The following is a 24,947-nucleotide window of genomic DNA, read 5'->3' on the forward strand; positions in this document are numbered from 1 at the left end:
TGGGCCGCGCCCCTGTGGTCAGACCGGCACACGCAGAACGCCCGCGGCGGGCAGTTCGACACCGTGGCAGGCAATGTCTGCATCTGAATAATTGAACCAGAACCGTTCGCCCCCCGTCGTGCGGGTACGTACCCCTTCGGGCATCGGCAGCACGTCGATCCCTGCCTCGCCGCACAGACCGCTGACGAATTGGTCGAGCGTGCCCTCATCCAGCCAGCCCCCCAGATAGATCTGCTGCCCGTCGCGCATGGCAACCGGCTCTGCGTCAGCGGTCTGCAAGATCACCTCTGCCGTGCCGTCCAGCACATCACGGTAGCGGATCACTTTCCCACCGCCCTCCAGCGGCACGAAGATGTCATGCCGCAGGCTTTCGACCTGCGAGACTGTCACGTCCAACCCGTCGATTGCGGGGGGCAGCGGCACGGGGATCGCCATCTCGGACGTGCGCGCGCCGCTGCGGGGGCCATAGACGACCATCGCCGCGCTGCGCGCCAGCGCCTGCTTCAGACCGTCCGGCATGTGCATCACCCCCGGTGCCATCACCAGCCCGTAGCCGTCAAAATCGCGGCAGGTGGCGGGCAGGATATCAACCGACAGCCCCTGACGCCGCAGCGCCTTGTAGGTGTGAAAGACCAACCCGAAATAGCTTAGATCCGCGCCATGGGGCTGGGTTGCCCATGCGAAATCCGCGTCATAGTCGAACAGCAGCGCGACCGGTGCCTGCGCGGGCTGCACATCCGGAGCCTTGGCCATCTCTGCGCCGACCTGCCGGACCTCCGCCATCGCGAAGGCGTCGGCACTGTCGGGGCGCAGCAAGCCGGCGTGCAGTTGCTCTTGGGCGAAAGGGGCCTGTCGCCAGCGGAAATAGCACACCGCTTCGGCCCCGTGGGCGAAGGCCTCCCATGTCCACAGACGCACCATACCGGCCAGTGGCACAGGGTTGTGCGGGGCCCAGTTCACCGGCCCCGGCTGCTGTTCCATCACCCACCAGCGCCCCTTGCCCACGGCGCGGTAAAGATCGTGGTGGAACGCCTGAAAGTCGGGGTCGCCCTGCCGCGCATAGCGGTGCTGCTGCGCTGCATCCGCGCCCACCCGATCCTCGAGAAAGCCCAGCGGGTAGCTGTCCCAAGTGGCGATATCAAGATTTTCACCCACCGCGAAATGGTCAAAGTCGGTGATCCGGCCCATGTAGTTATGGCTCACGGGGGCGGCGCTGTGCTGGCGGATCACATCAAGCTGAAGCCGGTTGAATGCCACTACCTGATCCGAGCTGAACCGCCGGAACGCCAGACGATGCGCAGGGTTGGCTTCGGTCACGGTCAGGTTGGGCGGGTCGATGTCGTCAAAACTGTCGTAGTCCATTGACCAGAACGTGTTCCCCCACGCGGCATTCAGCGCGGCGGGGGTACCGTAGCGTTTTGCCAGCCAGCCCCGAAAAGCATGGGCTGCCGCGTCACTATACGAGATCACCGTGTCGTGGCAGCCGTATTCATTGTCGATCTGCCACGCGGCCACATGGGGGTTCGCGCCATAGCGTTTGGCCATCAACGTGGCAATCGTGACGCATTCCTGCTGATACCCCTCGTGGCTGAAACAGTAGTGCCTGCGCGACCCGAACTTGCGCGGACGCCCTTCAATATCCACAGCAAGCATGTCGGGGTGGCGTTTCAGCATCCAGCGGGGCGGGGTGGCGGTGGGGGTGCCCAGTACAACCCGCAGACCGGCAGCCCCCAAAACCTCGATCGCGCGGTCCAGCCACGCCCAGTCATACTGGCCGGGTTGCGGTTCTAGTTTGCTCCATGAAAACTCGCCGATGCGCACCCATGTCAGGCCCGCCTCTACCATGCGGCGGGCGTCGGTTTCCCACATCTCTTCGGGCCATTGTTCAGGGTAATAGCAAGTCCCTAGGGTTCGTTTCATCACGCCTCACAAAATTATCCGGTGTTCCCGCTGGCCTCGCACGTCCGATGCAAGCTGGAAGGTCTGGCCATCCTCCGCCTCGTCGCGGCCCTGCGCGGCAGAGGTGACAAAGAGCGTCCGCAGATCCGCACCGCCAAAGGCCGGACAGGTGGCCTGCGCTGCGGGTATATCAACGGTCTGCAACAGGGAGCCATCGGGGCTGTAACGGGCGACCTGCGCGGCCCCCCATTGCGCGTTCCACAAGCAGCCGTCGCTGTCGACAACCGCGCCGTCGGGGTTACGCTTGTCTTTCTTGAGATCGACGAACACCTCTGGCGGGGCCGAGGGCCAGCCGTCTGTCGCATCAAGGGGCACGCGCATGATCTGGCGCGTGGGCGTGTCGGTGTAATAGGCATAACGTCGGTCGGGCGAAAAGCAGATCGCGTTCGAAATGGTAATCTCCGCGAAAAGCTGTCGCAGCGCGCCCTTGTAGTAGCGGTAGATCGCCCCAGCCCCCCGCTCTGCGTTGAAGCCCATTGTCCCGATCCAGAAACCGCCCCACGGGTCGGCGCGCCCGTCGTTTGACCGCGTCAGCGGCTGATCCGCCTCGAGTGGCACGACGAGGGAACGCTCCCCTCCGTTTAGGTCGAACCGCCACAGCGCGGTTTCGGACGCGACAAGCAGGGTATCCCTATCGATCCACCCCGCGGCAGAGACGCATTCCTCAAACTGCCACGACAGCGTTTTGTCGCCCTGCCGCGACATCAGGGTTTTGCCGAGGATGTCGAACCAGAACAGCTGGCCCCGTTCGGGGTGCCACAGCGGCCCTTCGCCCAACTCGCACGTCCGTGCATCAAAGAGTGTGGCGCTCAAGAGAGGGTCGCCTTGTCATATGCGCTTACCGCCGCGCGCGCGCTTTGTGCCACATCAGCCGCGCTTTGCCCCGGTTTATACAGGCTGGACCCAAGGCCAAAACCCGTCACCCCAGCCGCCAGCCATTCCGCGAAATTCGCCGGGCCGACGTCGCCAACCGCATAGGTTTCGGTCTGCGCCGGAAGCACCGCCCTGATCGCCTTGAGCCCTTCGACCCCCAGCAGGAACGACGGAAACAGCTTGAGCCCATCGGCCCCGGCCTTAAGCGCGGCAAAACATTCCGTGGGCGTCATCACACCGGGATAGGACATCATGCCCGCCGCCTTGCTTGCCGTGATAACAGAAGGGTCCGCATTCGGAGAGACAATCATCCGCCCCCCCACAGCCGCCACCGCCGCGACGTTTTCAACGTCCAACACCGTGCCCGCGCCGATCAACGCGTCGGCCCCATAGGTTTGGGCCAGCGTTTCGATGGATTTCAGCGGTTCTGGCGAATTCAGCGGCACCTCGATGCGGGTGATGCCTGCGTCGATCAAGGCGGCGCAGATGTCGGCGGCCTCATGCGGCTGGATGCCACGCAGAATGGCGATGATATTGCGGCTCATACAAGGGCCCCTTTCAATGAACGATAGGCAGAGGTCAGGCCCGCCAGCGTCAGACCCGCGTTATCCAGTGTTTCGGCCTGCACGCCCTGTGCGGCCAATGCGCACCGGTAATGCGCGGCGACGCTGTCTGCGCCCAGAATGGCGACATGGCGGCCCAGCCAATAGGGGCGCGTGCCGGCCAGTTCTAGCCCCACAAGCAGCCCTGAAAGCCGCGCCCGCGCCGCCCCTGCAGGCGTGCCCTGCAACAGCCCCCCTGCACGCAGGCCAAATAGTCTGGAGGCAAAGCTTTGCGGGCTGTCCATCGCCTGCGTGACGCCGTCGATAAAGCTGTCCTCGTCCCACTCTGCCGTGGTGACCGAATGGCGCAGGACCGACTGGCTGGCCAGCAGCGCGAAGATCTCGCCGGTCATGCAGGTCTGGAAGCTCACGATCTCGCCCGCGCTGATATGGACCCATTTGGTGTGGGTGCCGGGCAGACAGAGGATGCCGTCAAACTCCGGCTGACTGTGCAGCACCCCTGCGATCTGGGTTTCCTCGCCGCGCATCACGTCAGGGGCAGCCATCTGTTTCACGCCGGGCAGGATGTGCACTGCGATCCGCGGGTCATGGGCTTGTACCGCAACTGCCGCCCGCGCATCCGGAGGCGCGCAGGGCGTGGCGACATAGGCGGCCTCGCGCCAGCCTTCGCGGGCGCCCACCATACCCGCGCAGATCACTGGGGTCACATGGTCCGGATTTAGGTGGGGGGCTATCAATGAAAGCAAGGCAGGTTCGAACCCGTCCTGCGTCAGCCCCGCCATCCCCTTGTCAGACCTGTTAGCGGCAAAGGGCCGCCCATCGGCCCCCATCATCCAGACCCGCAGGTTTGACGTGCCCCAATCGACAGCGATCCATTCAGCGTAGTGTTGCACGGTATCCCTTCCTATCCGGTGACCACGACGCCGCCATCGACGGCCATCAACTGCCCCGTCATCATGCGGCTGGAGGCAGAGGATAAAAACAACACCGCATCCACGATGTCTTGCGGCTTCAACGTATCCTTAAGGCATTGCCGGTCAATATGCGCCGCCAGTGCTTCGGGCGTGACCCATTGTTCGATCTGCTTTTCCGTCAACACCCACCCCGGTGCCAGCGCGTTAAAGCGGATCTTGTCCGGCCCGAATTCCCGCGCCAGCGAACGGGTCATACCGTTGATGCCGGCGTTGGCGGTCGTATAGGCAGGATAGCCCGCATTCCCCATCATATACGAGATCGAGCTCATGTTCACCACGGCCCCGCCGCCCGCGGCGCGCATCCCTGCGACCACGGCCTGACAGGCGAAGAAATAGGACTTGAGGTTGATCGCCTGCGACTGGTCCCAGAAGTCTTCGGTGACCTCTTCGGCGGTGTGACGGGCATCATTGGCGGCGTTGTTCACCAGAACCGTGACAGGGCCATGTTCATCGGCGGCTGCGGCCAGACTGGACCGAAGTGCAGCAATATCCGAGATATCGCAGGTCTGCGCAAAGGGGCGCTGGCCATGTTTTTCTTCCATCTCGTTGCAAAACGCGGTGGCGTCGCTGCGCTGGACAAAACTGACCTTGGCCCCCTGCGCCAGAAAGCCGTCGGTCAGAAAGGCACCGATCCCCGCGCCGCCGCCGGTGATGAACACCGACCGGTCGCGCAGGTCTGGAAATGTAGCGTTCAGGGTCATCAGTGGCTCTCCCGTGTGACGGGGCGGGTGTCTTTACCCACCAGAAAATCAAGGTCCGCGCCTTTGTCTGCCTGCAATACCGTCTCGGTATAGAGCTTGGCATAGCCGCGGTCGTATCGGGGCGGTTCGGGTACCCAGGCAGCGCGGCGCTGTGCCAGCACCTCGTCAGAGACAAGCACGTCCAATGTGCCCTGCCCCACCGACAGCCGGATACGGTCGCCGGTCTGTACCAGCCCCAGATTGCCGCCTGCGTTGGATTCAGGGCTGACGTGCAGGATCACGGTGCCATAGGCGGTGCCGGACATACGCGCGTCGGACACGCGGACCATGTCGCGCACGCCTTCTTTGACCAGACGCGCGGGGATCGGCATGTTGCCGACTTCGGGCATACCGGGGTACCCCTTGGGGCCGCAGCCCTTGAGCACAAGAACCGTATCCGCGGTCACCGGCAGATCCTCGCGGTCGATATTGGCTTTCATATCCTCGATATTCTCGAAGACATATGCCTCGCCCTCGTGTTCCAGCAAGGCGTCCGTCGCCGCCGAGGGTTTCACGATCGCCCCATTGGGCGCGATATTGCCGCGCAGCACCTTTAACCCGGCCGCAGGGCGCAGCGGATTATCCAGCGGGCGGATCACATCCTCGTTGTAGCATTCGGCCCCTTCGGCGTAGGCAAGGATATCCCCGCCCATGACGGTCTGCGCGGGCCGCAGCTTGTCGCGCAGATGGGATAGCACCACGGGCATCCCGCCCGCATAGCAGAAATCTTCCATCAGATATTTACCCGAGGGCATGCAATTGACCAGCAGCGGGATGTCCGACCCAAGCTCGAAATCATCGAGCGTCAGGTCGATGCCGACGCGGCCCGCGATGGCCAGCAGATGGATCACGGCATTGGTCGACCCGCCGACAGCGGCATTGGCCAGAATGGCGTTCTCGATAGAGGCACGGGTAACGACCTGCGACAGCTTGATATCTTCCTCGACCATCTCGACGATGCGCTTGCCGGTCAGATGCGCCAGCGCCATGCGGCGCGCATCAACGGCAGGCAGCGCGGCGTTGGTGGGCAGTGACATCCCCATCGCCTCTACCACGCTTGCCATCGTAGAGGCCGTGCCCATCGTCATACACACGCCCTTGGACCGGCTCATGCCGGATTCAGCGGCCATGAAATCCTGCAAGGTCATCTCGCCCGCGCGCACATCTTCCGAGAACTTCCACACATCCGTGCCAGAGCCGATGTCCTTGCCCTTCCACTTGCCGTTCAGCATCGGGCCGGAGCTGACAACGATCGTCGGCAGATCGACGCTTGCCGCGCCCATCAGTTGACCCGGCGTGGTCTTGTCACAGCCGCCCAGCAGAACCACACCGTCGATACCGTACGCGCGGATGCTTTCTTCGACGTCCATCGCCAGCAGGTTGCGAAACAGCATGGCGGTCGGCTTCATCTGGGTCTCGCCAAGGCTCATCACCGGAAATTCGACCGGAAAGCCCCCTGCCTCCCACACGCCGCGCTTCACCCCTTCGGCCAGATCGCGCAGACCGGAATTGCACGGGGTCAGTTCGGACCATGTATTGCAGATACCGATAATGGGGCGGCCATCAAACGCGTGGTCGGGAAAGCCCTGATTTTTCATCCAGCTGCGGTGAATGAACCCGTCCCGATCATTCTTGCCGTACCAAGCGCGGTTGCGTTTCTCTTTTGTCATAGCCGTGTTCCTTCAATGACCCACATGCGTTCAGGGAACGACCATGGCAGGGTCACGCCATGGTTCATGAGGTACTGGCCCGACAGCACCAGATCGCGGGTCTTGAGCGCGGCATCGCCCCGTGACAGCGCGACCGCATCGTCGCGGTTTGCCAGCGTGATCCGGTAGCGCGCCTGCGGGTCAAGTGCGGTCAGCCGCAGCGGGCGCGGTGAGATCTGGGCCGAGGTCGCGGCCTTGCCCGCGAACACCACGAAACGCATCCCATCGGTGGCCTGTTGCTGCTCTGCGATCACCGCCGGATCAGCGCTGTCGAGCCGCAGGATATCCGCGGTGCGCATCCATCCGCGATTGTCCTTCCACCACTGAGTGACCTGTTTCAGCACATCGGTTTCGCGGGCGTCCAGCTCGCGCGGGTCCATCTCGAACCCCATGTGGCGCTGCGCGGCGACCCAGGCGCGAAAGCTGATGTCCAGCGTGCGCCCAGAGGTGTGGCAGTGGCGTGGGCCGACATGGCTGCCCGTCACAGCAGCGGGCAGGAACAAGGCAGCGTCATGCTGGATGCGCAGCCGTTCCAGCGCGTCGTTGCTATCCGACAGCCAGACCCGCTGGGTCCGCGCCATGATCCCGAAATCGATCCGTCCCCCGCCTGACGCGCAGCTTTCAATCTCGACCAGCGGGAAATCGGCGCGTAACCGGTCCAGCAGCGCATAGACGCCCCGTGTCTGCGCCGCGTCGGGTGCGGGCAACACGCGATTATGGTCCCATTTGATATAGTCGATGGCATTGTCGCGCAGCACCGTGGCGATACGGTCGTAAAGCAGGTCTTGGACCTGCGGCAGCGCCATGTTCAGCACCAACTGCTGACGCCCCTCTATCTGGTCCTGCGGGCCGAGAATCCAATCGGGGTGGGCGCGGTAGAGGTCGCTATCGCGCGAGACCATCTCGGGCTCGAACCAGAGGCCAAAATGCATCCCCAAGCCCTGAACATGGTCGATCAGCGGGGTCAGCCCCTTAGGGTATTTGCGCGGATCGATGATCCAGTCGCCCAAACTGCTGGTGTCATCGTCTCGCTGTCCGAACCAGCCGTCATCCAGCACGAAACGCTCTGCCCCCAAAGCGGCAGCACGGTCGGCGATATCGGTCAGGACAGACCAGTCGTGGTCGAAATAAACCGCTTCCCAACAGTTGTAATGGACGGGGCGCGGGGTGTCGGGCTTGGGCCATGTCACGATGCGGTCGCGTAGATGGCGCTGAAAGCTGACGGCACAGCCGTTCAGGCCCGTGTCAGAATAGGTCAGGTAAAGCGGTGCCGTCTGGAACCGCGTCGCGGGGGCGTCCTGGGTGCCAGCCGCATGGCCCCATTGCACCTGCCGCCGCCCGTCCGGAAGCTCTTCGGCGATCATCGTATGACCGCCCGACCAGCCATAGTGGAACCCGTAGCACGTCCCTTGGGTGTTTGTGGTCCCCGTGGTCGGGATCAGCAGTCCGGGGAAGTGCTCGTGGCCCGTGCGGCCCGTGCGGTTGTCGCGCGTGTGGATGCCTGCCCGCCACGGGGAGCGGTTCAACTGGAATTCACCGCACCACCGGCCCGAGACGTCGATCATCTCTGTGCTAAGCTGCGGCGCGGGCATGACCGGCGCGGCAAGCCAGTGCAGGCGCACGGGCTGCGCGGCCTCCAGTGTCGTCTGGCAGGTGATCACGCCGGTTCCCGCATCAACCGCAAAGTCAAAGGTCAGCGTCAGCCCCTCGTCCGGTGCCGCGCAGGTAAACCGCAGCCCTGCATCCTGCACCACGTTGCGCAGGTGAAACACGGGGCGCAGCGGCGTGCCATCGGCGCGCGCAAGCGCGATCCCCGCCTGCCCCGGAAAGCTACGCCCGGCTTCGGGGCATAGCGACAGATCAGGGGTCTTGTCCAACATGCCGCCGGTCACGTCGATGGCATGGGCGGCGCAGATCTCTTCCAGATTTTCGCCGTCGGGCAGCGGGCTGCCCCAATAGACCACCTGCGGCAAGCGGTCGTGCGCAGAGGCCAGAACAAGCGTCTGGTGCCCGTCATCAAGGCGGTAGGTCTGTGTCATAACTCTCTACTTTACTGCGCCAAGCGTGAGACCGGCGATGAAGTGTTTTTGCATCAGAAAGAACATCGCGACCGGCGGAAAGGCGGCGACGATCGATCCCGCGCTCATCAGGTGATAGGCTGCGCGGAACTGCGAGTTGAATTCGGTGATGCCCGCGGTGACAGGTTGCGCGCTTGGCCCTTGGGTCAGCACGACGGCCCAGAAATAATCGTTCCAGATGAAGGTAAAGACCAATACCGCCAGCGCGGCCAGCGCGGGCTTCATCAATGGCAGCACGACAAAGAAGAAGATGCGCCATTCGGCCACGCCCTCGACGCGGGCGGCCTCGATCAAGGGGAAGGGCAATGCGCGGATGAAGTTGCGCATGAAGAGCGTGCAAAAGCCCGTCTGGAACGCCACGTGAAACAGGACCAACCCCTGAATGCTGTCATACATCCCCAGCGATATGGTCAGGTCGCGCACGGGCACCATCAGGATCTGGAACGGGACAAAGTTGCCCGCGATGAACATGAAGAAGATCAGCAGGTTGCCCTTGAACTTGTAGATCCCCAAGGCGAACCCCGCCATGCTGGACAGCGCAATCGCCCCCAGCACAGTGGGCAGCGTGATAAAGACCGAGTTCATCAGATAGCGCGGCATATTGCTTTCAAAGAAGACCTTGCCGTAGTTCGTCAGCCCCTCGAAGCTGGACGGCCATCCCCAGTAGTTCCCGGCGGCGAAATCCGACCCCGGCTTGATAGAGAACAGCGCCACCGCGATCAGCGGCAAGAGCCACAGGATCAGCGCGACGGGCAGCAACGTCTGATAGGTCAGCTGGCGGCTGCGCGATTGTTTGGCGATCGGTGTAGGGAACATCAGCGAGCCTCCCGCTCTTCGCGCCACATGGCATAGAGGAAATAGGCGATGAACCCGAGCATGATGAGGAACAGGATCACCGCGATGGCAGAGCCGTAGCCCATGCGGAAGCCGAACTCGGACAGCGCTTCTTCGAACATGTAGAACGACAGCACGCGGGTCGATCCGAAGGGGCCGCCGTTGGTCATGACGCTGATCAGGTCAAACGACCGCAGCGCGCCGATGATGGTGACGACAAAGGCGATGAACGTCGCGGGCTTGAGCTGCGGCAGGATAATGTACCACAGCATCTTGCGCCCCTTGGCCCCGTCCAGTCGCGCGGCCTCGATCTGTTCGGGGTCCACCGCATTCAGGCCGGTCAGATAGAGGATCATGCAATAGGCCGTCTGCGGCCACAGCCCCGCCGCGATGATCCCGTAGGTCGCCGTAGACGGATCGCCTAGGATATTCACCGGCCCTGCCCCGAAAATCGCCAGCATCGCGTTCAGCAGCCCTTCGCGTGGCAGGTAGAACCACGAAAACACCAGCCCGACGACCACCTGAGAAATGACAAAAGGAAAGAAGAACAAAGACTTGTAGATACGGATGCCGCGCACGGTCTGGTTCAGGAACAAGGCGATGAACAGCCCCGCGGGCACCGCCAGCAAGTACAGCACCAGCCATTTGAGGTTGTTCCAGAACGAAATCTCGAACTTGCGGTCCATCTTCTGGTCGCCGACCCCCAGCAACCTTTCATAGTTCGCGGTGCCGACAAAGGTCTTCTCCCCCAGTCCGTCCCACTGGTAGAAACTGATCGCGACGCTTTGGCCGATGGGAATGATCACATAGACCGCAAAGAACAGCATCGCCGGCAGCAGGAAAAGCCACGGCGTCAGCGCGATCTCGTTGCGTTTGTACCAACTGCGCGCGGGGGGCGGTGTTGTTGCTGCCATGCCGTGGTCTCCGGTAAATCAACACATGCGAAAACCGGCCGTCGGCGGGCTTGCGAATGGATTGAGGCGGTGGGTTGCGTCCCCCCGATGCGGGAGGACGCGACGCTTTAGCGTTATTCGTAGATGCGCTGACGCGTTTCTTCGAGACGTTCGAGAATGTCGTCGAGGTTGTCGGGAACCACCATGAATTCCTGCAACCCCTCCATGCCGACGCTGGCCATCTCGGCGCTGAAGTCGCGGTCAAAGAACTGGGCCACACCGCCCTTGGCGCTGGTGTTCAGCATCTCGAAACCCTGCTCGAGGAACTCGTCCTTATCGACCGAGGATTCAGAGTTGATGGGCAGCTGCCCCAAGGCGTCGCCTGCGTTGATCTTGGTCTGCACATCAGCCGATGTCACATACTGAAGGAACGCGCGGGCGTTTTCCTTGTTCTTGGCGCCTGACGGGATGTGGAACGTGTCGGTCGGGGCATCCTCGCCCTGTGGCACATCCGCGATCTTCGGGAACTGGTAGAAGTCGATCTGGCTGTCGTCCAGGCCGCCTTCGCGCATCGCGGCAACGGCGAAGTTCCCCATCAGATAGGCAACCGCATCGCCTTCGATCATGAAGTTCAACGCTTCCTGCCAGGAATAGGATTGGTGATCGGCGACATAGCCACCCATGTCGATGATCTTGCGCCAGTTGGCAAAGGTTTCGCGGACGCGCGGATCGGTCCAGGGCACCTCGCCACGGGCCAGCTCCATATGGAAGTCGAAGCCGTTGGTGCGCATGTTCAGATAGTCGAACCAGCCGCCAGCGGTCCACAGGAACTTGGTCCCGATGGCATAGCACGCACGGCCCGAGGCAACGATCTTTTCGCAGTTCGCAAGCTCTTGCTCAAAGGTTTCAGGCTCGGTCAGTCCCAGTTCCTTGAAGATATCTTCGCGGTAGTACATGCCCCACTGATAGTAGGTATAGGGCACGCCATATTGCTTGCCGTCGATGGTCAGCGCACCCTTGACAGACTCAAGCCCGGGCAGATCGCCGTTGGCGTACATATCAGAGATGTCTTCGAACAACCCGGCAGAGACATAAGGGCCCATGCGGTTCGCGGCATACCAGTTGACCACATCGGGCGGGTTCGCCCCCAAGGCGTTCCGGATCTGCGTCTTCCACGCTTCGCGGTCGACGATCGTCAGTTCGATATCGACGTCCGGATGCAGCTCTCCGAAACCGGCTGCCAAACTCTCCATCACCGCGCGCGGCGCGGGGTTCGACATGTCAGAGGTGATCTTGAGCTCCCCTGAAAGCTGACTTTCGTCCGCGACAGCAAACGATGTTGAAAATCCCGCAGCGACAACGGCGGCGAGTGACCTCTTGAGAATGGAATGCATGGTATCCTCCCTGATGCTTCCGCAATCCAAAACTGTCTCATTATTTGAAACTTAGTTTTGTATATTGATATATAAGATCAAGCTCGCTAGCCTTGTCAACAGTTTGGTGTGCCGCATGGGAGATGGGTCAGTCAAAAGACCCCACAGGATGCAGCGCCCTGAGGGACGGAGAACGATATGAATGTGGTGAACAGCGACGGGACTGTTGCAAAGGCGCTGAGCGTGCTGGATCAGGTGACAGCAATGGGCCGCCCTGTCCGCATGCGCGAATTGCTGGAGACATCGGAGTTTCCAAAACCGACGCTGTATCGGCTACTTCAGACGCTCACCAGTCAACGTATGTTAAGCTATGACAAGGATCAGCAGACCTATGCGCCGGGCATCCGTCTGGTCAGCCTTGCCCATTCCGCATGGTCGCAAGCCTCGCTTGCACCCATTGCCGCCCCCTATATCAGCGCACTCGGCGAACGCCTGCGCGAGGCGATCCACCTTGCGCAAATCGACAACGGTCAGGTCGTGTTCGTCGACAAGCGTCAGGCCAGCAGCCGTTTTGCCACGCTGGCGCGCACCGGTCAGGTCGCCCCTGCCTATTGCACAGGAGTCGGTAAGGCGATTCTCGCGCATCTTGAACCCGAGGCACAGGCGCAGGCGCTACAGCAGCAGGCGTTTTTGAAATATACCGACGCGACCCATACCAGCACCGAAACCCTTGTGCGCGAGCTGGAACAGATCCGCGCCGAGGGCATCGCCTTTGACCGCGAGGAACACGAGGCCGGCATCATCAGCATCGCCGCCCCCATTCTGACCGACGCGGGTCGCGTCGTGGGTGCCGTATCCATTGCAACCGCAACACACCGTCATACGCTGGACGGTCTGAATGCGTTCCGCCCTGCCCTGCTAGATTGTGCCACCCGCATCGGGGCCGAGGCGCAGTCCTGGCAGTCCCCCTCTGTCCCCTCATAAAAGGAAGTCGTATATGGCCGGTGTCGTCATGAAAGATGTCGTGAAACGCTATGGCGGTGTTCAGGTGATACACGGGATCGACCTTGAAATCGAAAATGGCGAGTTTTGCGTTTTTGTCGGCCCGTCAGGCTGCGGCAAGTCAACCTTGCTGCGCATGATTGCCGGGCTGGAAGAAACCACCGAAGGCAGCATGAGCATCGGCGACCGGGATGTGACCCGCATGGACCCGGCAGAGCGCGGGGTCGCGATGGTGTTCCAGACCTACGCGCTCTATCCGCATATGACCGTGCGCGACAACATGGGGTTCGGCCTGAAAATGAACGGCCATCCCAAAGCCGAGATCGCCCAGAAGGTGGCCGAGGCGACGCGGATCCTGAAGCTGGATGAGTATCTTGACCGCAAGCCCGCCGCCCTGTCGGGGGGCCAGCGGCAACGCGTATCTATCGGGCGCGCCATCGTACGCGGCCCCGAAGTCTTTCTGTTCGACGAACCGCTGTCCAACCTCGACGCCGAGCTGCGCGTCGAAATGCGCGTCGAAATCGCCCGCCTGCATAAGGAAATCGGGGCGACGATGGTCTATGTCACCCACGATCAGGTAGAGGCGATGACCCTCGCCGATAAGATCGTGGTGCTGCGCAAGGGCCGGATCGAACAGGTCGGCGCACCGCTTGACCTGTACCGCGATCCTGACAACCGCTTTGTGGCCGGCTTCATCGGTTCGCCCGCGATGAATTTTCTGGATGGCACCACCAGCGGCGGCAAGGTCGTGCTGGACGGGTTGGACGGCAGCTATGCCCTGCCCGTGACCCCACCCGAAGACGGCCGGGACATCACCCTCGGCATCCGGCCGGAACACATCGAAATTGACCCCCAAGGCAAAGGCTTCACCGTTGAAATGACCGAGGCCCTTGGCGGCGTGTCCTATGTTCACCTGCTGTCCGACACCGGTGCCAAGATCATCGTCGAGGAACGCGGCGACGACCGGTCTCGTGAAGGGGCGCAGGTTGGCGTGAAAATCCCGCCCGAGCGGGCGATGCTGTTTGACGCCAACACGGAACAACGTCTGCGCTAACCTTGCGCTGGACTTACGTCTGAGGTGTTCGACGGGCCGGTAGGGCCAGCCCGAACGGTGTCCGTGCGCCGTATCCGCGCAAGCTATTGATTTCGAGGTAACCTGCTCCAGTTTGATGGCCAGCACCATCTCGCGTGACCGTCCCCGAAACAGGTAGCAAGTTGAAACGATGAACAGTCTACGCAGTACGATTAAATCTTTATACGATGGGCAGAACACGCGCTCGCGGCGGTTTCGTTACGGGTTGATCATGTTTGATTCCCTGACGATCATCTATTTCATCGCGACCGCCGCGCTGCCGTCAACGCCGGTGATTACGGCGGTCAATGCGTTCTTTGGCTTGTTCATCCTGTTCGATCTTGCCGCGCGTCTTTGGATCTCTACGAACCTGCGCAAAGAGCTGACGCGCATCTACACCCTTGCTGATCTGGTGGTGGTGATATCGTTGGTGCTGGCACCGCTTATGGCCGAAAGCTTTGCGTTCCTGCGGGTCTTGCGCGGTTTGCGGCTGATCCATGCCTATCACTTGCTGCACGATCTACGACGCGAAAGCGCGTTTTTCCGCAAACACGAGGACGCGATCCTTGCGGCGGTCAACCTGCTGGTGTTCATCTTTGTCATCACATCGCTGGTGTTTGTGCTGACCTTTGAAGAGGACGCGGGCGTCGCGGGCTATGTCGATGCACTGTACTTTACAGTGGCGACGCTGACGACAACGGGTTTTGGCGACATCACGATGACAACAACGGGTGGCAAACTGCTGTCGGTGTTCATCATGGTGGTCGGGGTCGCGCTGTTCGTGCAATTGGCGCGGACGATTTTCCAACCCTCCAAGATCAAGCACACCTGCCCCGAATGTGGCCTGAACCGTCACGAGACAGACGCCGTTCACTGCAAACACTGTGGCACCACGCTCAAGATCGAGACGAAGGGCGATACGGGCGGTTAATGTCGCGGGGCATCGAACATGTGCATGGCGGATCTAGCGCGCGGATCCCTTCATAAAGGACGCACGCTGGTCTTTCTTGATGAATGTCCAGGCGATGAACCGGCTGGTTTTTTGCCCCTGCGCCATTTCGACCACATCGCAGTTGGCGACTTTGGCCTTTTTCAGGATTTTATAAAGCGTCTGCACATTGTCCTTTTTCGACACAAGCGACGTAAACCACAGACATTGCCCCGCAATCGCGCGGCTTTGGTCGACCATGCTGGCGATGAACCTGATCTCGCCGCCGGGGCACCAGAGCTCGGCGTTTTGCCCGCCGAAATTGAGCTTGCCTGATCGCCCTTTGCCAAGGTTCGCCCATTTCCGTTGCGTGCCCTTCGTCGCCCTTTCCATTGAGGCATGAAAGGGCGGGTTGCACAGGGTGACGTGAAAACGGTCGTCAGGATGGATCACCCCGTCGAAAATATCCTCGCGGTTCTCTTGCAGCCGCAGGTCCACGTCCAGCGCGTTGGCCTTTGCAATCTGTTGCGCAGACTTGATGGCCACAGGGTCGATATCGACACCGGTAAACTGCCAGCCATAGGCGCTTTGCCCCGTCAGCGGGTAGACCAGGCTTGCGCCGGTGCCGATGTCCAACGCCTTGATCTGCGGCCCGCGCGGAATCTCGTTGTTGTTGCTGCGCGCAAGCAGATCGGCCAGATGGTGGATATAATCGACGCGCCCCGGAATGGGCGGGCAAAGATAGTTCGGCGGGATGTCCCAGAAATCAATGCCGTAGTCCGCCTTGAGCAGCGCCCGATTGAGCATACGCACAGCCGCCACGTCCCGGAAATCGATGGTGGTCTGACCTGCTGGATTGGGGCCGGTAAACGGCTCCAGCTCGGGGAGGGCCGCAATCAGACGCGCGAAATCATACCCCTCGTTGTGGAGGTTGCGGGGGTGCAGGTTGGTTTTGGTGGCCATGGGAAAGCCTTTGTTGAAAGTGGTGAAAAGCAGCCAGGCCGTTAGCCTGTCTTACCCCCTGAAGGCCCCATAGTAAAACCGAAGACGCGGGCATTGACCTCGGGAAAGACCCAAGTTCCCTATTTTCAGCGTCTTACCGCCCCGCCATCGTGGATAGGACATCATCACGCTGCATCAGGCGATGCCAAACGACTGCCATGAAGATATGCCCAAGCACCACAAGGGCAAGGATCCAGCCCAGCTCTCCATGCCATTCCGCGGGCGCTTGCATCCAGGCGACCTCGGCGGTTTGGGGCGAAAATATCTGTACCCCGAAATAGCTTAGCCCACGGGTGCCGCCCGCTGCGGCCAAGAGCCGTACGCCCGGAACGATCACCATCAAGGCATATAGAACCACATGACCCGCGACAGCCGCCTGCCCCATCAAACCGGCATGCGCAGGCCGCCGTTGGATGTTCGCCAGTCCCCACAGACCGCGCACCAAGATTAGCGCAAACAGCGTCACCCCCAGCGTCGTATGGTAGCCCCAAAGTAGCTCGCGCAGGGTGTTCTCTCGCGGAAGCGCCCAATGCGCCGCGGCGGAGATAAACTGCGCCGCAAACAATGCAGCCATGCCCCAGTGAAGCAGCCGGCTTACGGCGCCGTAACGGGTTGGTGTATCAGATAGTTGTGTCACAAAATGCCCCTGTCTCTGGCGATATCACAATCATTATATGCAGCCGCTGCGCGGTCACCTTAGGCAGGCAACTGCGCTGGATGAACCTTTAACAGACCATCCAGCGCAGTTGTCGCGCAAATCATTCAAGCCGCGTCCCGTTCAACATACGGATATTCCTGCCCCTGCGGTCGACAAATCGGTCAGATCGACTTCTGGTTCACGCGCTTCGACAGCTCGGCGGCGCTTTCCTTCCGCTCGCTATAGCGATCCAGCAGGTAGTCTTTCCTGTCTTTGGTCAGCACCGTGAACTTCACCAGCTCTTCCATGACATCAACGACCCGATCATAGAACGGCGATGGCTTCATCCGATCCGCGTCGTCAAACTCAAGAAAGGCTTTGGGGGTGGAGGACTGGTTCGGGATCGTGAGCAACCGCATCCAACGCCCAAGAATGCGCAGCTGGTTCACGGCGTTAAAGCTTTGTGACCCCCCGCTGACCTGCATGACGGCAAGCGTTTTGCCCTGCGTCGGACGCACACCGCCCAAGGACAGCGGAATCCAGTCGATCTGGGTTTTCATAATGCCGGTCATGGCCCCGTGGCGTTCGGGTGAACACCAGACCATCCCATCGGACCATGTGACCAGATCGCGCAGTTCCTGCACTTTGGGGTGACTGGCGTCGGCATCATCTGGCAGCGGCAGGCCCGACGGCGAATAGGTACGCGTCTCGGCCCCCAGCCGTGTCAGAATGCGCGCGGCTTCCTCTGTCATGAGCCGGCTGAACGACCGGTCCCGCAGTGATCCGTAAAGCAACAGGATACGCGGGCGGTCCGCGTCTGCTGCGGGCTCAAGCAGACGCGCCGCATCAATCGCTTTGAAATGGGTGTCATCAAGGTTCGGGGTATCAGGCAACTCGGTTTCCTTCCGCGTCAATCAGTAAAGAGCCGTCTTCCTTGGTCAGCGGCCCCTGTGGGAGGTGGTCAAGCAGGTCCAACACGGCCTCGCTTGGGCGGCACAGCCGGACGCCTTTGGGTGTGCAGACAATGGGGCGATTGACCAGAATGGGGTGTTCCAGCATGGCGGCCAGAAGGGCTTCGTCCCCCACGTCAGGATCCAGCAGCCCCAATGCCTCTGCCGGAGATCGCTTTACCCGCAAAGCGCTGCGCGGTGTCAGACCCGCCGCCGCGAAAAGCCCCAGAAGCTGTTCGCGCGTCCAGCCGGTATCAAGATAGGGGATCACCACCGGCTCCACGCCCGATGCTTTTATGATGGCCAGCACATTGCGGGACGTGCCGCAGTCGGGGTTATGATGAATGACAACACTCACGCTGACCCCTCCGAGGCAGGGAACCAGTGCCGGGTTCTGTTTGCAAAAGCGACAAGCGACAGCATGACAGGCACTTCGACCAAGACACCGACCACCGTCGCCAATGCCGCACCGGATCCGAGCCCGAAAAGGCTGATCGCAACCGCGACCGCCAGCTCGAAAAAGTTGGAGGTGCCGATCAAGGCGCAGGGTGCCGCGACGTTGAAGGGGATACCCCAGGCCCGCGCGACCCCATAGGCCAGAAAGAATATCCCGTAGGACTGGATCAGAAGCGGCACAGCGATCAGGGCAATCACCAGCGGCCGGTCCAGGATCACCTCGCCCTGAAACGCGAAAAGCAAGACCACCGTCACAAGCAGACCGATGATCGAGAACGGCTGCACACCCGCCTTGAACCGATCCACCGCCGCCTCGCCGCCTTGCGCAATCAGCCGCTGGCGCGTCAGATACCCCACAAAAAGCGGCAGCATCACGTAAAGGCCCACGGACAACAGCAGCGTATCCCAAGGCACAACGATATCCGTGGCCCCCAGCAAGAAGGCAACGATGGGCGCGAAGGCGAACACCATGATGACGTCGTTCACGCTCACCTGCACCAGCGTATAGGTCGCATCCCCCCGCGTCAGGTTCGACCAGACGAACACCATCGCGGTACAGGGCGCGGCCCCCAGCAGGATAACGCCCGCAAGATAGGCCTGCGCGTCATCCGGCGGGATCAGGCCTGCGAAAAAATAGTTAAAGAACAACACGCCAAGGGCGGCCATGGTGAAGGGTTTGACCAGCCAGTTCACCACCACCGTGACTACCAACCCTTTCGGCTTGTCCCCCACCTGACGCAAGGCTCCGAAATCCACCCCGACCATCATCGGGAACACCATCGCCCAGATCAGCACCGCAACGGGCAGGTTCACCGACGCCACCTCAAGCCCGGCAAGCATACCAAACGCCGTCGGGAACAGATTGCCAAGCAGCAGCCCCGCGCCAATCGCCAGCGCCACCCAGACGGACAGCCATTTTTCAAACGTGCCCAGTCCCGCCGCCGCGGGAAGTGTCGTATCAGTCATGTCGAACCTTCAAAAATTGCAGCCCCTTGGCCGTGAATATGTAGTTGCCCGATGTCAGCACAGGAATGTTACAGGACCAATGCGGCACCTCCCCCATGCGCGCCTAACAGGGGCAAGCGAGCTCGTTTATGATGGGCTGGCAGAGTTCAGGGCGCCCGCCGCAGCAATCCTGCATCAGAAAGGCGAGCAAACCGCGCAGCCCCTCCATATCGGCAAAGTAACGAATGCTTCGCCCTTCGCGCTTGCTGCGAATAAGGCCCGAACGCGCCAAAATCGCGAGGTTGGTCGACATCGTATTCTGCCGCACCCCCAAAGTGTCGCCGATATCGCCTGCCGACATCCCCCCTTCTCCGGCTGTGATGAGAAGACGGAAGACATCAAGGCGGGTGACCTGACTGAGCGCCGCAAAAGCGTCGAGAGCGTTATTCTTATCCATATATCGGGAATTATTGATTCATTAGACGCAGGTCAAGCCCTGATGAGCAACCCGTTGCGCTTGCGCGAAACTATGGGCAATCCACGCGCCCCTTCAAAGGCGCAAGGGACGCGGGGGCGTGGCGCGAACATGGCACCACGCCCCCGCGTGATCTCTATGACTTAAAGTCCGCCAAGCACCTGTTTGCCAATCACACGACCGCTTTCCTGCCGCAGATGCGCCGCGCGCAGCGCCTCGACGGTCAGCGCCTCGCCGCGCTCGGTAACTGTCGACTGCAATGTGCCTGCGTCGATCATCGCTGCGACGCGGTTCAGCAGGTCTTGCTGCGCATCCATATCGTCGGTCGCGAACATCGAACGGGTGAACATGAATTCCCAATGGATGCTCAACGCCTTGGGTTTGGCCGCCTTGATATCCAGCGCCTCGGGGTCGTCGATCAGCGCGATCTGGCCGCGTGGCGCGATCAAGTCGATGATTGCGGGCCAATGCTGATCCGTCGCCGTCAACGCGGCGACATAGCTTGGGGTCTGGCCCAGCTCTGCCAGCTGCGCGGCTAGGTCACCGCGATGGTCAATCACGTGATCCGCCCCCATCTTGCGCACCCAATCCTCGGTCTCGGGCCGAGAGGCCGTCGCAATGACGGTAAGCCCGGTCAGCGCTTTGGCCAACTGGATGAGGATAGAGCCGACGCCGCCAGCGCCACCGATCACCAGCAAGCTTTGCCCCGCGCCGCCCCCTTCGGTCAGGCGGAATGCGTCAAACAACATCTCCCACGCGGTGATCGAGGTCAGCGGCAGCCCCGCCGCTTCGGTAAAGTCGAGGCTGGCCGGCTTGCGCCCGACGATCCGTTCATCGACGGCATGGAATTCCGCATTGGTGCCCGCGCGCGTGACGTCGCCCGCATAGAAGACCTCGTCGCCGATCGTATAACCGGTGACCGACGCGCCCACCTCGGCCACGACACCTGCCGCGTCAAAGCCCAGGACGCGCGCCCCGCCCTCGGGTTGAGCGGCTGCGCGCAGCTTCACGTCGACCGGATTGACCGAGATGCCTTTCACCGCGACCAGCAGATCACGCGGTCCCACCGCGGGCCGGTCGATTTCAATCATATCGAGCGTGTCCGCAGGGCCCGCCGCGCTATAGCCAATGGCTTTCATTTCTTTCTTCCTTCATTGTGTCGCTGAAAAATAGGTCTTGTGAAACGGTAGAAAACCGGCATTTTTCCGATTTGATTATTCGGATAACGGAGATAATAGCGGTGGATACTGACAACCTGCGCCTTTTTGTGATGGCCGCCGACCGGCTGAACATCTCTGCTGCCGGACGGAATCTGGGTCTTGCCCCTGCGGTCGCCAGCGCCCGCCTTGCCAAACTGGAACAGGAGCTTGGCGTAGAGCTGCTGCGACGGACCACCCGCAAAGTGTCGCTGTCGCTCGAAGGGTCCGACTTCCTTCCCTACGCGCGGGAGATTCTGGCGCAGGCAGAGGCCGCGAAGGCCGTTCTTGGCAGCCATGAAACCAGCCCCAAAGGCACCATCCGATTTGCCGCGCCAAGCAGTTTCGCGCAGCGCCACATCATGCCGCTTCTGCCGCAGTTTCACGCGGCGTTCCCCGACCTTACGCTCGAACTTCGCCTGTCTGACGCACGGTTTGACCCGATCGAGGGCAGTTTTGACCTTGCGTTGCGCGCGGCCCCCCTGACCGACAGCAGCCTCAAGGGGCGCAAGCTGGCGGATGATACCCGCGTCCTTTGCGCCTCTCCTGCATATCTTGAGGAACACGGCGTACCGCCGTCACCGGCAGAGCTTCGGGGGCATCGGTTTCTGGCATGGATCGACCTTGAGCCGCGCGAATTGATCGGCCCAGAGGGCGAAACCGCACCGCTTGACCCAGCCCAGATGATCTGCCGGACTATCGTTGACGATGGTGACGCTCAACGTGAGGCCACGCTTGCGGGGGCCGGTCTGTCGATCAATTCTCTCTGGAGCGTCTCGGACGAGCTGCGCTCGGGCCGGTTGATCCGTGTCCTGCCGGAATGGAAGCTGAACGACAGTTCGGTCTTGTGGTTGATGTACCCGCGCTCAAACGTGCTTACCCCCAAGACGCGCATCCTGATCGACTTTCTCATCGCGCATCTTGGGTCACATGCAGAATGGGGCGCGTAGCAGCCAGACCCGCGCCCACAACACGCCCGTTATCGGTATAACCGTCACTTATGCCGCGGACTGGCACAACGCCTATCCTATGCGGTCATCGTCGCGCTGGACGAAAGCGACCTGCGGTCCACGGGGTTGATCACCGGTGGCTCTGCCGTGGCATTGGGCCTGCCGGATGATTTTCACCCGCGCAAGACAACTCACACGTTGTAGCCGCCATACTGCCGGATACGGTCCTCGAAGCTCGATACCCGCTCTGCCGCGTCATCCGAACGCGCGGCCATTCCGACCAGCAGCATCTCCACCGCTAGAAACGCCGAATTGAGCGACGGCAGGAAATGGGGTCCGGCCATGGGCAGCGGTACCACTTTCCAAGCGCCAACCGCGATTGGGGAGGCATGACTGTCCGTCAGCGCCAGAACCCGCGCGCCGCGGGACTGAGCGATCTGGCAGGCCTGAACCACCTCTGCCGCGTAATGTTCATAGGTGATCCCCACGATAATATCCTCGGACGTGGCCTGAGACATAACATCGACAATGCCCCCCGGCAGGGTCGGCACGTCTACGAAATTCGAAAACGCCATGCCGCCCACATACGAGAAATAATGCGCGATCGCATAGCAACTGCGCACGCCGACCACATAGACTTTGCGCGCCCCGAGCAACGGGTCGATGCACGCATTCAACGTGTCCAGAATATCTGCCGAGAAAAGCATCGCCGTGTTTTTACCATGCGCTTCCATGAGCGCGGCAAACGCGCTGTCGCGATGTTCGTGTCTTAGTGTCTGGGCACGCGCGCCGTAGTTTGGCGCAGGTGTCTGGATCGTTGCCTGCACATCCGTGCGGAAGGCGTCAAAGCTGGTATAGCCAAGCTCCTTCGCCATACGGGTCACGGTATTCGGATTGACCCCTGCCTGCTTTGCCAGCCCGCGAATCGAGCTAAAGGCCACGAGAGAAAGGTTATCCAGAAGCCACCGCGCAAAGGACCGAAGCGCGGGCGTACCTTGCGCACTTACCTGTGACAAGCGGTCTTTCAGCGTTTCATCGTTGCTCATCAAACCCTTACCTTTTGTTTATGTGTGCCAGGGTTCACGCCCCTGTCACACCCAATGCACAGTAAAAATACATTTGCTTAATCCAGCACAATAAAATAATACAAACGCATCATCGCGCAGGCAAGTGCTGATGTCACGTCACCCAAAGCGCGTCTTCAAGCAAGGACTACAGTCATGAAAAGTCATATCTTCGGCAGATCCACCAAAGGCGCGCTGCCGGTCGCCACCAAGGGGGACGGCTGCTATCTGATCGATGCGGATGGACGTAGATATCTTGATGGCTCGGGCGGCGCTGCTGTTTCCTGTCTGGGGCATTCAAATCAGGCCGTCCGCGCTGCCCTGCACGCCCAGATTGACCAGCTTGCCTTCGCGCACACCGGATTTTTCACGTCCGATCCGGCAGAGCGTTTGGCCGATCGCCTGATCGAGAACGCGCCGGCGGGCATTGATCGGGTATATCTCGTCTCTGGCGGCTCCGAAGCGGTCGAGGCATCGATCAAGCTCGCGCGGCAGTATTTTCTGGAAATCGGGCAGCCCAAGCGCCACCGCGTCATTGCCCGGCGCCAAAGCTATCACGGGAATACATTGGGCGCTTTGGCAGCAGGGGGGAATGCGTGGCGTCGTACCCAGTTCGCGCCCCTGCTTGCCGACACCACCCATATCAGCCCCTGCTATGAGTACCGCGACCGGCAGGACGGCGAAACGCAAGAGGCCTACGGCCAGCGCGTGGCGAATGAGCTGGAAACCGAAATCCTGCGGCTCGGCCCTGATACGGTGATGGCCTTCCTCGCGGAGCCTGTCGTGGGTGCGACCTCGGGCGCGGTTCCTGCCGTGCCGGGGTATCTCAAGCGTATCCGCGAGATTTGCGACCAATACGGCGTGCTGCTGATCCTAGACGAGGTGATGTGTGGCATGGGCCGGACCGGTAAACTGTTCGCCTGCACCGAGGATGGCATCGCCCCGGACATGATCACCATCGCCAAAGGACTTGGGGCGGGCTATCAACCGATCGGCGCGCTGCTGACTTCGGCTGCCATCTATGATGCGATTGCAGCGGGCACCGGTTTCTTCCAGCATGGCCACACCTATATGGGGCACGCCTTAGCGGCCACGGCGGCCAATGCCGTGCTCGGCGAAATTCTGGACCGCGGTCTGCTGGCCCATGTCACCACCCAGGGCGACAAGCTTGACGCAGCACTAAAGGCGCAGTTCGGCGATCATGACAACATTGGCGATATACGCGGGCGCGGGTTGTTCCGCGGGATCGAACTGGTTGCAGACCGCAGCACCAAAGCACCGTTCGATCCGTCCCGTGGCCTCGCCGCGCGGATCAAGAAGGAGGCCTTTGCCGCCGGTCTGATCTGCTATCCGATGTCCGGCACAATCGATGGCCAACATGGCGACCACGTGCTGCTCGCGCCGCCGTTTATCATCGAGGACGCACAGATTGATGAGCTAGTGGGCAAGCTATCAACGGCCATCGACAAGGCGCTTGCCGCATGACCGCATTGCCCAGATTTATGGTCGCGCCGAATGGGGCGCGGCTGACCAAGGCGGATCACCCCGCCCTCCCCGTCACCATAGAAGAGATGGTCGCCTGCGCGCTGGCCTGCCATGCTGCGGGTGCCGATGGCCTTCATGCGCATGTGCGCGATACCGAGCAACGGCATGTTCTGGACGTCGGGCTTTATGCCGAGCTTCTGAGCGAGCTCGGCCAGCGCGCCCCTGACCTCTATATTCAGATCACCAGCGAGGCCGCGGGCCGCTTTACCCCCGCAGAACAACGCCATCTGGTCGAAACCCTGAAACCTCGCGCCGTGTCGGTCGCGCTGCGCGAGATCACGGCCAATCAAGACAATGCCGTCACCCGACGGTTCTTTGCCATGTGCGCCGAAGCGAAGATCGACGTTCAACACATTCTCTATGACGCCGCGGATATTGCCCATCTTGCCCGGCTTGTCGCACAAGGCGATGTCCCCTGCGACGGGCTGAAGACCCTGATCGTTCTGGGGCGTTATACCAACGGCCAGACCAGCACACCCACGCAAGTTGCAGCACTGGCACAAAGGCTAAAATCGGCCTTGCCGGACACAGACTGGGCCGCCTGCGCCTTCGGGCCACAAGAAACCGCCTGCCTGATCGAGGCCATGCGCCACGGCGGCAAGACCCGGATAGGGTTCGAGAACAACCGCTTGAACGCAGACGGACAAGTCGCGGCAAACAATGCCGAGAGGGTCACCGAACTGGTAACAAAGGCCAAGCGCGCTGGATTTGCGTGACCGTTATCGTGAA

24 protein-coding genes are annotated in these 24,947 nt (G+C 61.4%); 6 read left to right on the forward strand and 18 right to left on the reverse strand.

Translation table 11 applies throughout. The annotated features are described in order from the left end of the window. Window positions 1–18 precede the first annotated feature (18 nt). The 10 genes from ACNQ62_RS07960 to ACNQ62_RS08005 all read right to left on the reverse strand — a co-directional run bounded on the left by ACNQ62_RS07960 (window position 19) and on the right by ACNQ62_RS08005 (window position 12,017). Window positions 19–1,920 (reverse strand): beta-galactosidase, encoded by a 1,902-nt coding sequence (locus ACNQ62_RS07960; RefSeq protein WP_418094578.1) that lies wholly within the window; start codon window positions 1,918–1,920, stop codon window positions 19–21. Window positions 1,921–1,926: 6 nt separating this feature from the next. Continuing rightward, on the reverse strand, window positions 1,927–2,772 hold the full coding sequence (locus ACNQ62_RS07965; RefSeq protein ID WP_418094579.1) for an SMP-30/gluconolactonase/LRE family protein: 846 nt from the start codon (window positions 2,770–2,772) through the stop codon (window positions 1,927–1,929). Then, the gene (locus ACNQ62_RS07970) at window positions 2,769–3,377 is read right to left on the reverse strand and encodes a 2-dehydro-3-deoxy-6-phosphogalactonate aldolase (RefSeq protein ID WP_418094580.1); all 609 of its coding nucleotides are present in this window, start codon (window positions 3,375–3,377) and stop codon (window positions 2,769–2,771) included. The genes ACNQ62_RS07965 and ACNQ62_RS07970 overlap by 4 nt, the downstream gene beginning before the upstream one ends. Further along, a complete protein-coding gene (locus ACNQ62_RS07975) occupies window positions 3,374–4,288 on the reverse strand; it encodes a 2-dehydro-3-deoxygalactonokinase (protein ID WP_418094581.1) in 915 nt (304 codons plus the stop codon). Before ACNQ62_RS07975 ends, ACNQ62_RS07970 begins: the two co-directional genes overlap by 4 nt. Window positions 4,289–4,299: 11 nt before the next feature. After that, window positions 4,300–5,070: an SDR family NAD(P)-dependent oxidoreductase gene (locus tag ACNQ62_RS07980; protein WP_064217342.1), complete on the reverse strand. Its 771-nt coding sequence runs from the start codon at window positions 5,068–5,070 to the stop codon at window positions 4,300–4,302. Further along, window positions 5,070–6,779 carry an IlvD/Edd family dehydratase gene (locus ACNQ62_RS07985; protein ID WP_418094582.1) on the reverse strand — a complete coding sequence of 570 codons (1,710 nt, stop codon included), beginning with the start codon at window positions 6,777–6,779 and terminating at the stop codon, window positions 5,070–5,072. Before ACNQ62_RS07985 ends, ACNQ62_RS07980 begins: the two co-directional genes overlap by 1 nt. Then, window positions 6,776–8,857: an alpha-galactosidase gene (locus ACNQ62_RS07990; RefSeq protein ID WP_418094583.1), complete on the reverse strand. Its 2,082-nt coding sequence runs from the start codon at window positions 8,855–8,857 to the stop codon at window positions 6,776–6,778. The genes ACNQ62_RS07985 and ACNQ62_RS07990 overlap by 4 nt, the downstream gene beginning before the upstream one ends. Window positions 8,858–8,863: 6 nt before the next feature. Next, complete coding sequence (locus tag ACNQ62_RS07995; protein WP_005852118.1) at window positions 8,864–9,712, reverse strand: carbohydrate ABC transporter permease; 849 nt, start codon at window positions 9,710–9,712, stop codon at window positions 8,864–8,866. Further along, window positions 9,712–10,644: a carbohydrate ABC transporter permease gene (locus ACNQ62_RS08000; RefSeq protein ID WP_418094584.1), complete on the reverse strand. Its 933-nt coding sequence runs from the start codon at window positions 10,642–10,644 to the stop codon at window positions 9,712–9,714. Before ACNQ62_RS08000 ends, ACNQ62_RS07995 begins: the two co-directional genes overlap by 1 nt. Window positions 10,645–10,757: 113 nt before the next feature. After that, complete coding sequence (locus ACNQ62_RS08005; protein WP_180828926.1) at window positions 10,758–12,017, reverse strand: ABC transporter substrate-binding protein; 1,260 nt, start codon at window positions 12,015–12,017, stop codon at window positions 10,758–10,760. A gap of 177 nt (window positions 12,018–12,194) precedes the next feature. On the opposite strand from ACNQ62_RS08005, the gene ACNQ62_RS08010 reads away from it, so the two are divergent. The 3 genes from ACNQ62_RS08010 to ACNQ62_RS08020 all read left to right on the forward strand — a co-directional run bounded on the left by ACNQ62_RS08010 (window position 12,195) and on the right by ACNQ62_RS08020 (window position 15,001). Beyond that, window positions 12,195–12,980: an IclR family transcriptional regulator gene (locus ACNQ62_RS08010; RefSeq protein WP_005852114.1), complete on the forward strand. Its 786-nt coding sequence runs from the start codon at window positions 12,195–12,197 to the stop codon at window positions 12,978–12,980. A gap of 13 nt (window positions 12,981–12,993) precedes the next feature. Next, window positions 12,994–14,052 (forward strand): ABC transporter ATP-binding protein, encoded by a 1,059-nt coding sequence (locus tag ACNQ62_RS08015; protein WP_418094585.1) that lies wholly within the window; start codon window positions 12,994–12,996, stop codon window positions 14,050–14,052. 169 nt (window positions 14,053–14,221) lie between these two features. Then, complete coding sequence (locus ACNQ62_RS08020; RefSeq protein WP_418094586.1) at window positions 14,222–15,001, forward strand: ion channel; 780 nt, start codon at window positions 14,222–14,224, stop codon at window positions 14,999–15,001. 33 nt (window positions 15,002–15,034) lie between these two features. On the opposite strand, the gene rlmF is transcribed toward ACNQ62_RS08020, so the two are convergent. The 7 genes from rlmF to ACNQ62_RS08055 all read right to left on the reverse strand — a co-directional run bounded on the left by rlmF (window position 15,035) and on the right by ACNQ62_RS08055 (window position 20,602). Continuing rightward, on the reverse strand, window positions 15,035–15,961 hold the full coding sequence (rlmF, locus tag ACNQ62_RS08025) for a 23S rRNA (adenine(1618)-N(6))-methyltransferase RlmF (RefSeq protein ID WP_418094587.1): 927 nt from the start codon (window positions 15,959–15,961) through the stop codon (window positions 15,035–15,037). A gap of 133 nt (window positions 15,962–16,094) precedes the next feature. Next, window positions 16,095–16,637 carry a cytochrome b gene (locus tag ACNQ62_RS08030; protein WP_340241509.1) on the reverse strand — a complete coding sequence of 181 codons (543 nt, stop codon included), beginning with the start codon at window positions 16,635–16,637 and terminating at the stop codon, window positions 16,095–16,097. Window positions 16,638–16,819: 182 nt separating this feature from the next. Next, window positions 16,820–17,530, reverse strand: a complete 711-nt coding sequence (arsH, locus tag ACNQ62_RS08035; protein ID WP_132996975.1) for an arsenical resistance protein ArsH — start codon at window positions 17,528–17,530, stop codon at window positions 16,820–16,822. Beyond that, complete coding sequence (gene arsC / locus ACNQ62_RS08040; RefSeq protein ID WP_074635384.1) at window positions 17,523–17,945, reverse strand: arsenate reductase (glutaredoxin); 423 nt, start codon at window positions 17,943–17,945, stop codon at window positions 17,523–17,525. The genes arsH and arsC overlap by 8 nt, the downstream gene beginning before the upstream one ends. Then, window positions 17,942–19,009, reverse strand: coding sequence for an ACR3 family arsenite efflux transporter (arsB, locus tag ACNQ62_RS08045; protein WP_074635383.1), 1,068 nt, complete (start codon window positions 19,007–19,009; stop codon window positions 17,942–17,944). Before arsB ends, arsC begins: the two co-directional genes overlap by 4 nt. Before the next feature lie 103 nt (window positions 19,010–19,112). Continuing rightward, window positions 19,113–19,445, reverse strand: a complete 333-nt coding sequence (locus ACNQ62_RS08050) for an ArsR/SmtB family transcription factor (RefSeq protein WP_418094588.1) — start codon at window positions 19,443–19,445, stop codon at window positions 19,113–19,115. A 161-nt stretch (window positions 19,446–19,606) separates the two neighbouring features. Next, entirely contained in the window at window positions 19,607–20,602 is a 996-nt protein-coding gene (locus ACNQ62_RS08055; protein WP_418094589.1) for a zinc-binding alcohol dehydrogenase family protein, read from the reverse strand. A gap of 101 nt (window positions 20,603–20,703) precedes the next feature. Here ACNQ62_RS08055 and ACNQ62_RS08060 point away from each other — a divergent pair, with 101 nt between their 5' ends. Continuing rightward, entirely contained in the window at window positions 20,704–21,609 is a 906-nt protein-coding gene (locus tag ACNQ62_RS08060) for a LysR substrate-binding domain-containing protein (RefSeq protein WP_418094590.1), read from the forward strand. Between the two features lie 191 nt (window positions 21,610–21,800). Here ACNQ62_RS08060 and ACNQ62_RS08065 read toward each other — a convergent pair whose 3' ends face one another. Then, window positions 21,801–22,655: a MurR/RpiR family transcriptional regulator gene (locus tag ACNQ62_RS08065; protein WP_418094591.1), complete on the reverse strand. Its 855-nt coding sequence runs from the start codon at window positions 22,653–22,655 to the stop codon at window positions 21,801–21,803. A 174-nt stretch (window positions 22,656–22,829) separates the two neighbouring features. Here ACNQ62_RS08065 and ACNQ62_RS08070 point away from each other — a divergent pair, with 174 nt between their 5' ends. Next, the gene (locus ACNQ62_RS08070; protein WP_418094592.1) at window positions 22,830–24,158 is read left to right on the forward strand and encodes an aspartate aminotransferase family protein; all 1,329 of its coding nucleotides are present in this window, start codon (window positions 22,830–22,832) and stop codon (window positions 24,156–24,158) included. Continuing rightward, window positions 24,155–24,934, forward strand: coding sequence for a 3-keto-5-aminohexanoate cleavage protein (locus ACNQ62_RS08075; protein ID WP_418094593.1), 780 nt, complete (start codon window positions 24,155–24,157; stop codon window positions 24,932–24,934). The genes ACNQ62_RS08070 and ACNQ62_RS08075 overlap by 4 nt, the downstream gene beginning before the upstream one ends. The last annotated feature ends 13 nt before the right edge of the window (window positions 24,935–24,947 follow it).

It is taken from the genome of Sulfitobacter sp. SBS6 (assembly GCF_048285585.1).
Lineage (GTDB): Bacteria > Pseudomonadota > Alphaproteobacteria > Rhodobacterales > Rhodobacteraceae > Sulfitobacter > Sulfitobacter pontiacus.

Bases quoted from the DNA above. Each gene is read 5' to 3' on its own strand.
- ACNQ62_RS08055 (WP_418094589.1), bottom strand. From the start codon at position 20,602: ATGAAAGCCATTGGCTATAGCGCGGCGGGCCCTGCGGACACGCTCGAT.
- ACNQ62_RS08010 (WP_005852114.1), top strand. From the start codon at position 12,195: ATGAATGTGGTGAACAGCGACGGGACTGTTGCAAAGGCGCTGAGCGTG.
- ACNQ62_RS07960 (WP_418094578.1), bottom strand. From the start codon at position 1,920: ATGAAACGAACCCTAGGGACTTGCTATTACCCTGAACAATGGCCCGAA.
- ACNQ62_RS08020 (WP_418094586.1), top strand. From the start codon at position 14,222: ATGAACAGTCTACGCAGTACGATTAAATCTTTATACGATGGGCAGAAC.
- ACNQ62_RS08075 (WP_418094593.1), top strand. From the start codon at position 24,155: ATGACCGCATTGCCCAGATTTATGGTCGCGCCGAATGGGGCGCGGCTG.
- ACNQ62_RS08015 (WP_418094585.1), top strand. From the start codon at position 12,994: ATGGCCGGTGTCGTCATGAAAGATGTCGTGAAACGCTATGGCGGTGTT.
- ACNQ62_RS07985 (WP_418094582.1), bottom strand. From the start codon at position 6,779: ATGACAAAAGAGAAACGCAACCGCGCTTGGTACGGCAAGAATGATCGG.
- ACNQ62_RS07980 (WP_064217342.1), bottom strand. From the start codon at position 5,070: ATGACCCTGAACGCTACATTTCCAGACCTGCGCGACCGGTCGGTGTTC.
- ACNQ62_RS07990 (WP_418094583.1), bottom strand. From the start codon at position 8,857: ATGACACAGACCTACCGCCTTGATGACGGGCACCAGACGCTTGTTCTG.
- ACNQ62_RS08065 (WP_418094591.1), bottom strand. From the start codon at position 22,655: ATGAGCAACGATGAAACGCTGAAAGACCGCTTGTCACAGGTAAGTGCG.
- arsB (WP_074635383.1), bottom strand. From the start codon at position 19,009: ATGACTGATACGACACTTCCCGCGGCGGCGGGACTGGGCACGTTTGAA.
- ACNQ62_RS08050 (WP_418094588.1), bottom strand. From the start codon at position 19,445: ATGGATAAGAATAACGCTCTCGACGCTTTTGCGGCGCTCAGTCAGGTC.
- ACNQ62_RS07995 (WP_005852118.1), bottom strand. From the start codon at position 9,712: ATGTTCCCTACACCGATCGCCAAACAATCGCGCAGCCGCCAGCTGACC.
- ACNQ62_RS08005 (WP_180828926.1), bottom strand. From the start codon at position 12,017: ATGCATTCCATTCTCAAGAGGTCACTCGCCGCCGTTGTCGCTGCGGGA.
- ACNQ62_RS08000 (WP_418094584.1), bottom strand. From the start codon at position 10,644: ATGGCAGCAACAACACCGCCCCCCGCGCGCAGTTGGTACAAACGCAAC.
- rlmF (WP_418094587.1), bottom strand. From the start codon at position 15,961: ATGGCCACCAAAACCAACCTGCACCCCCGCAACCTCCACAACGAGGGG.
- ACNQ62_RS07970 (WP_418094580.1), bottom strand. From the start codon at position 3,377: ATGAGCCGCAATATCATCGCCATTCTGCGTGGCATCCAGCCGCATGAG.
- ACNQ62_RS08070 (WP_418094592.1), top strand. From the start codon at position 22,830: ATGAAAAGTCATATCTTCGGCAGATCCACCAAAGGCGCGCTGCCGGTC.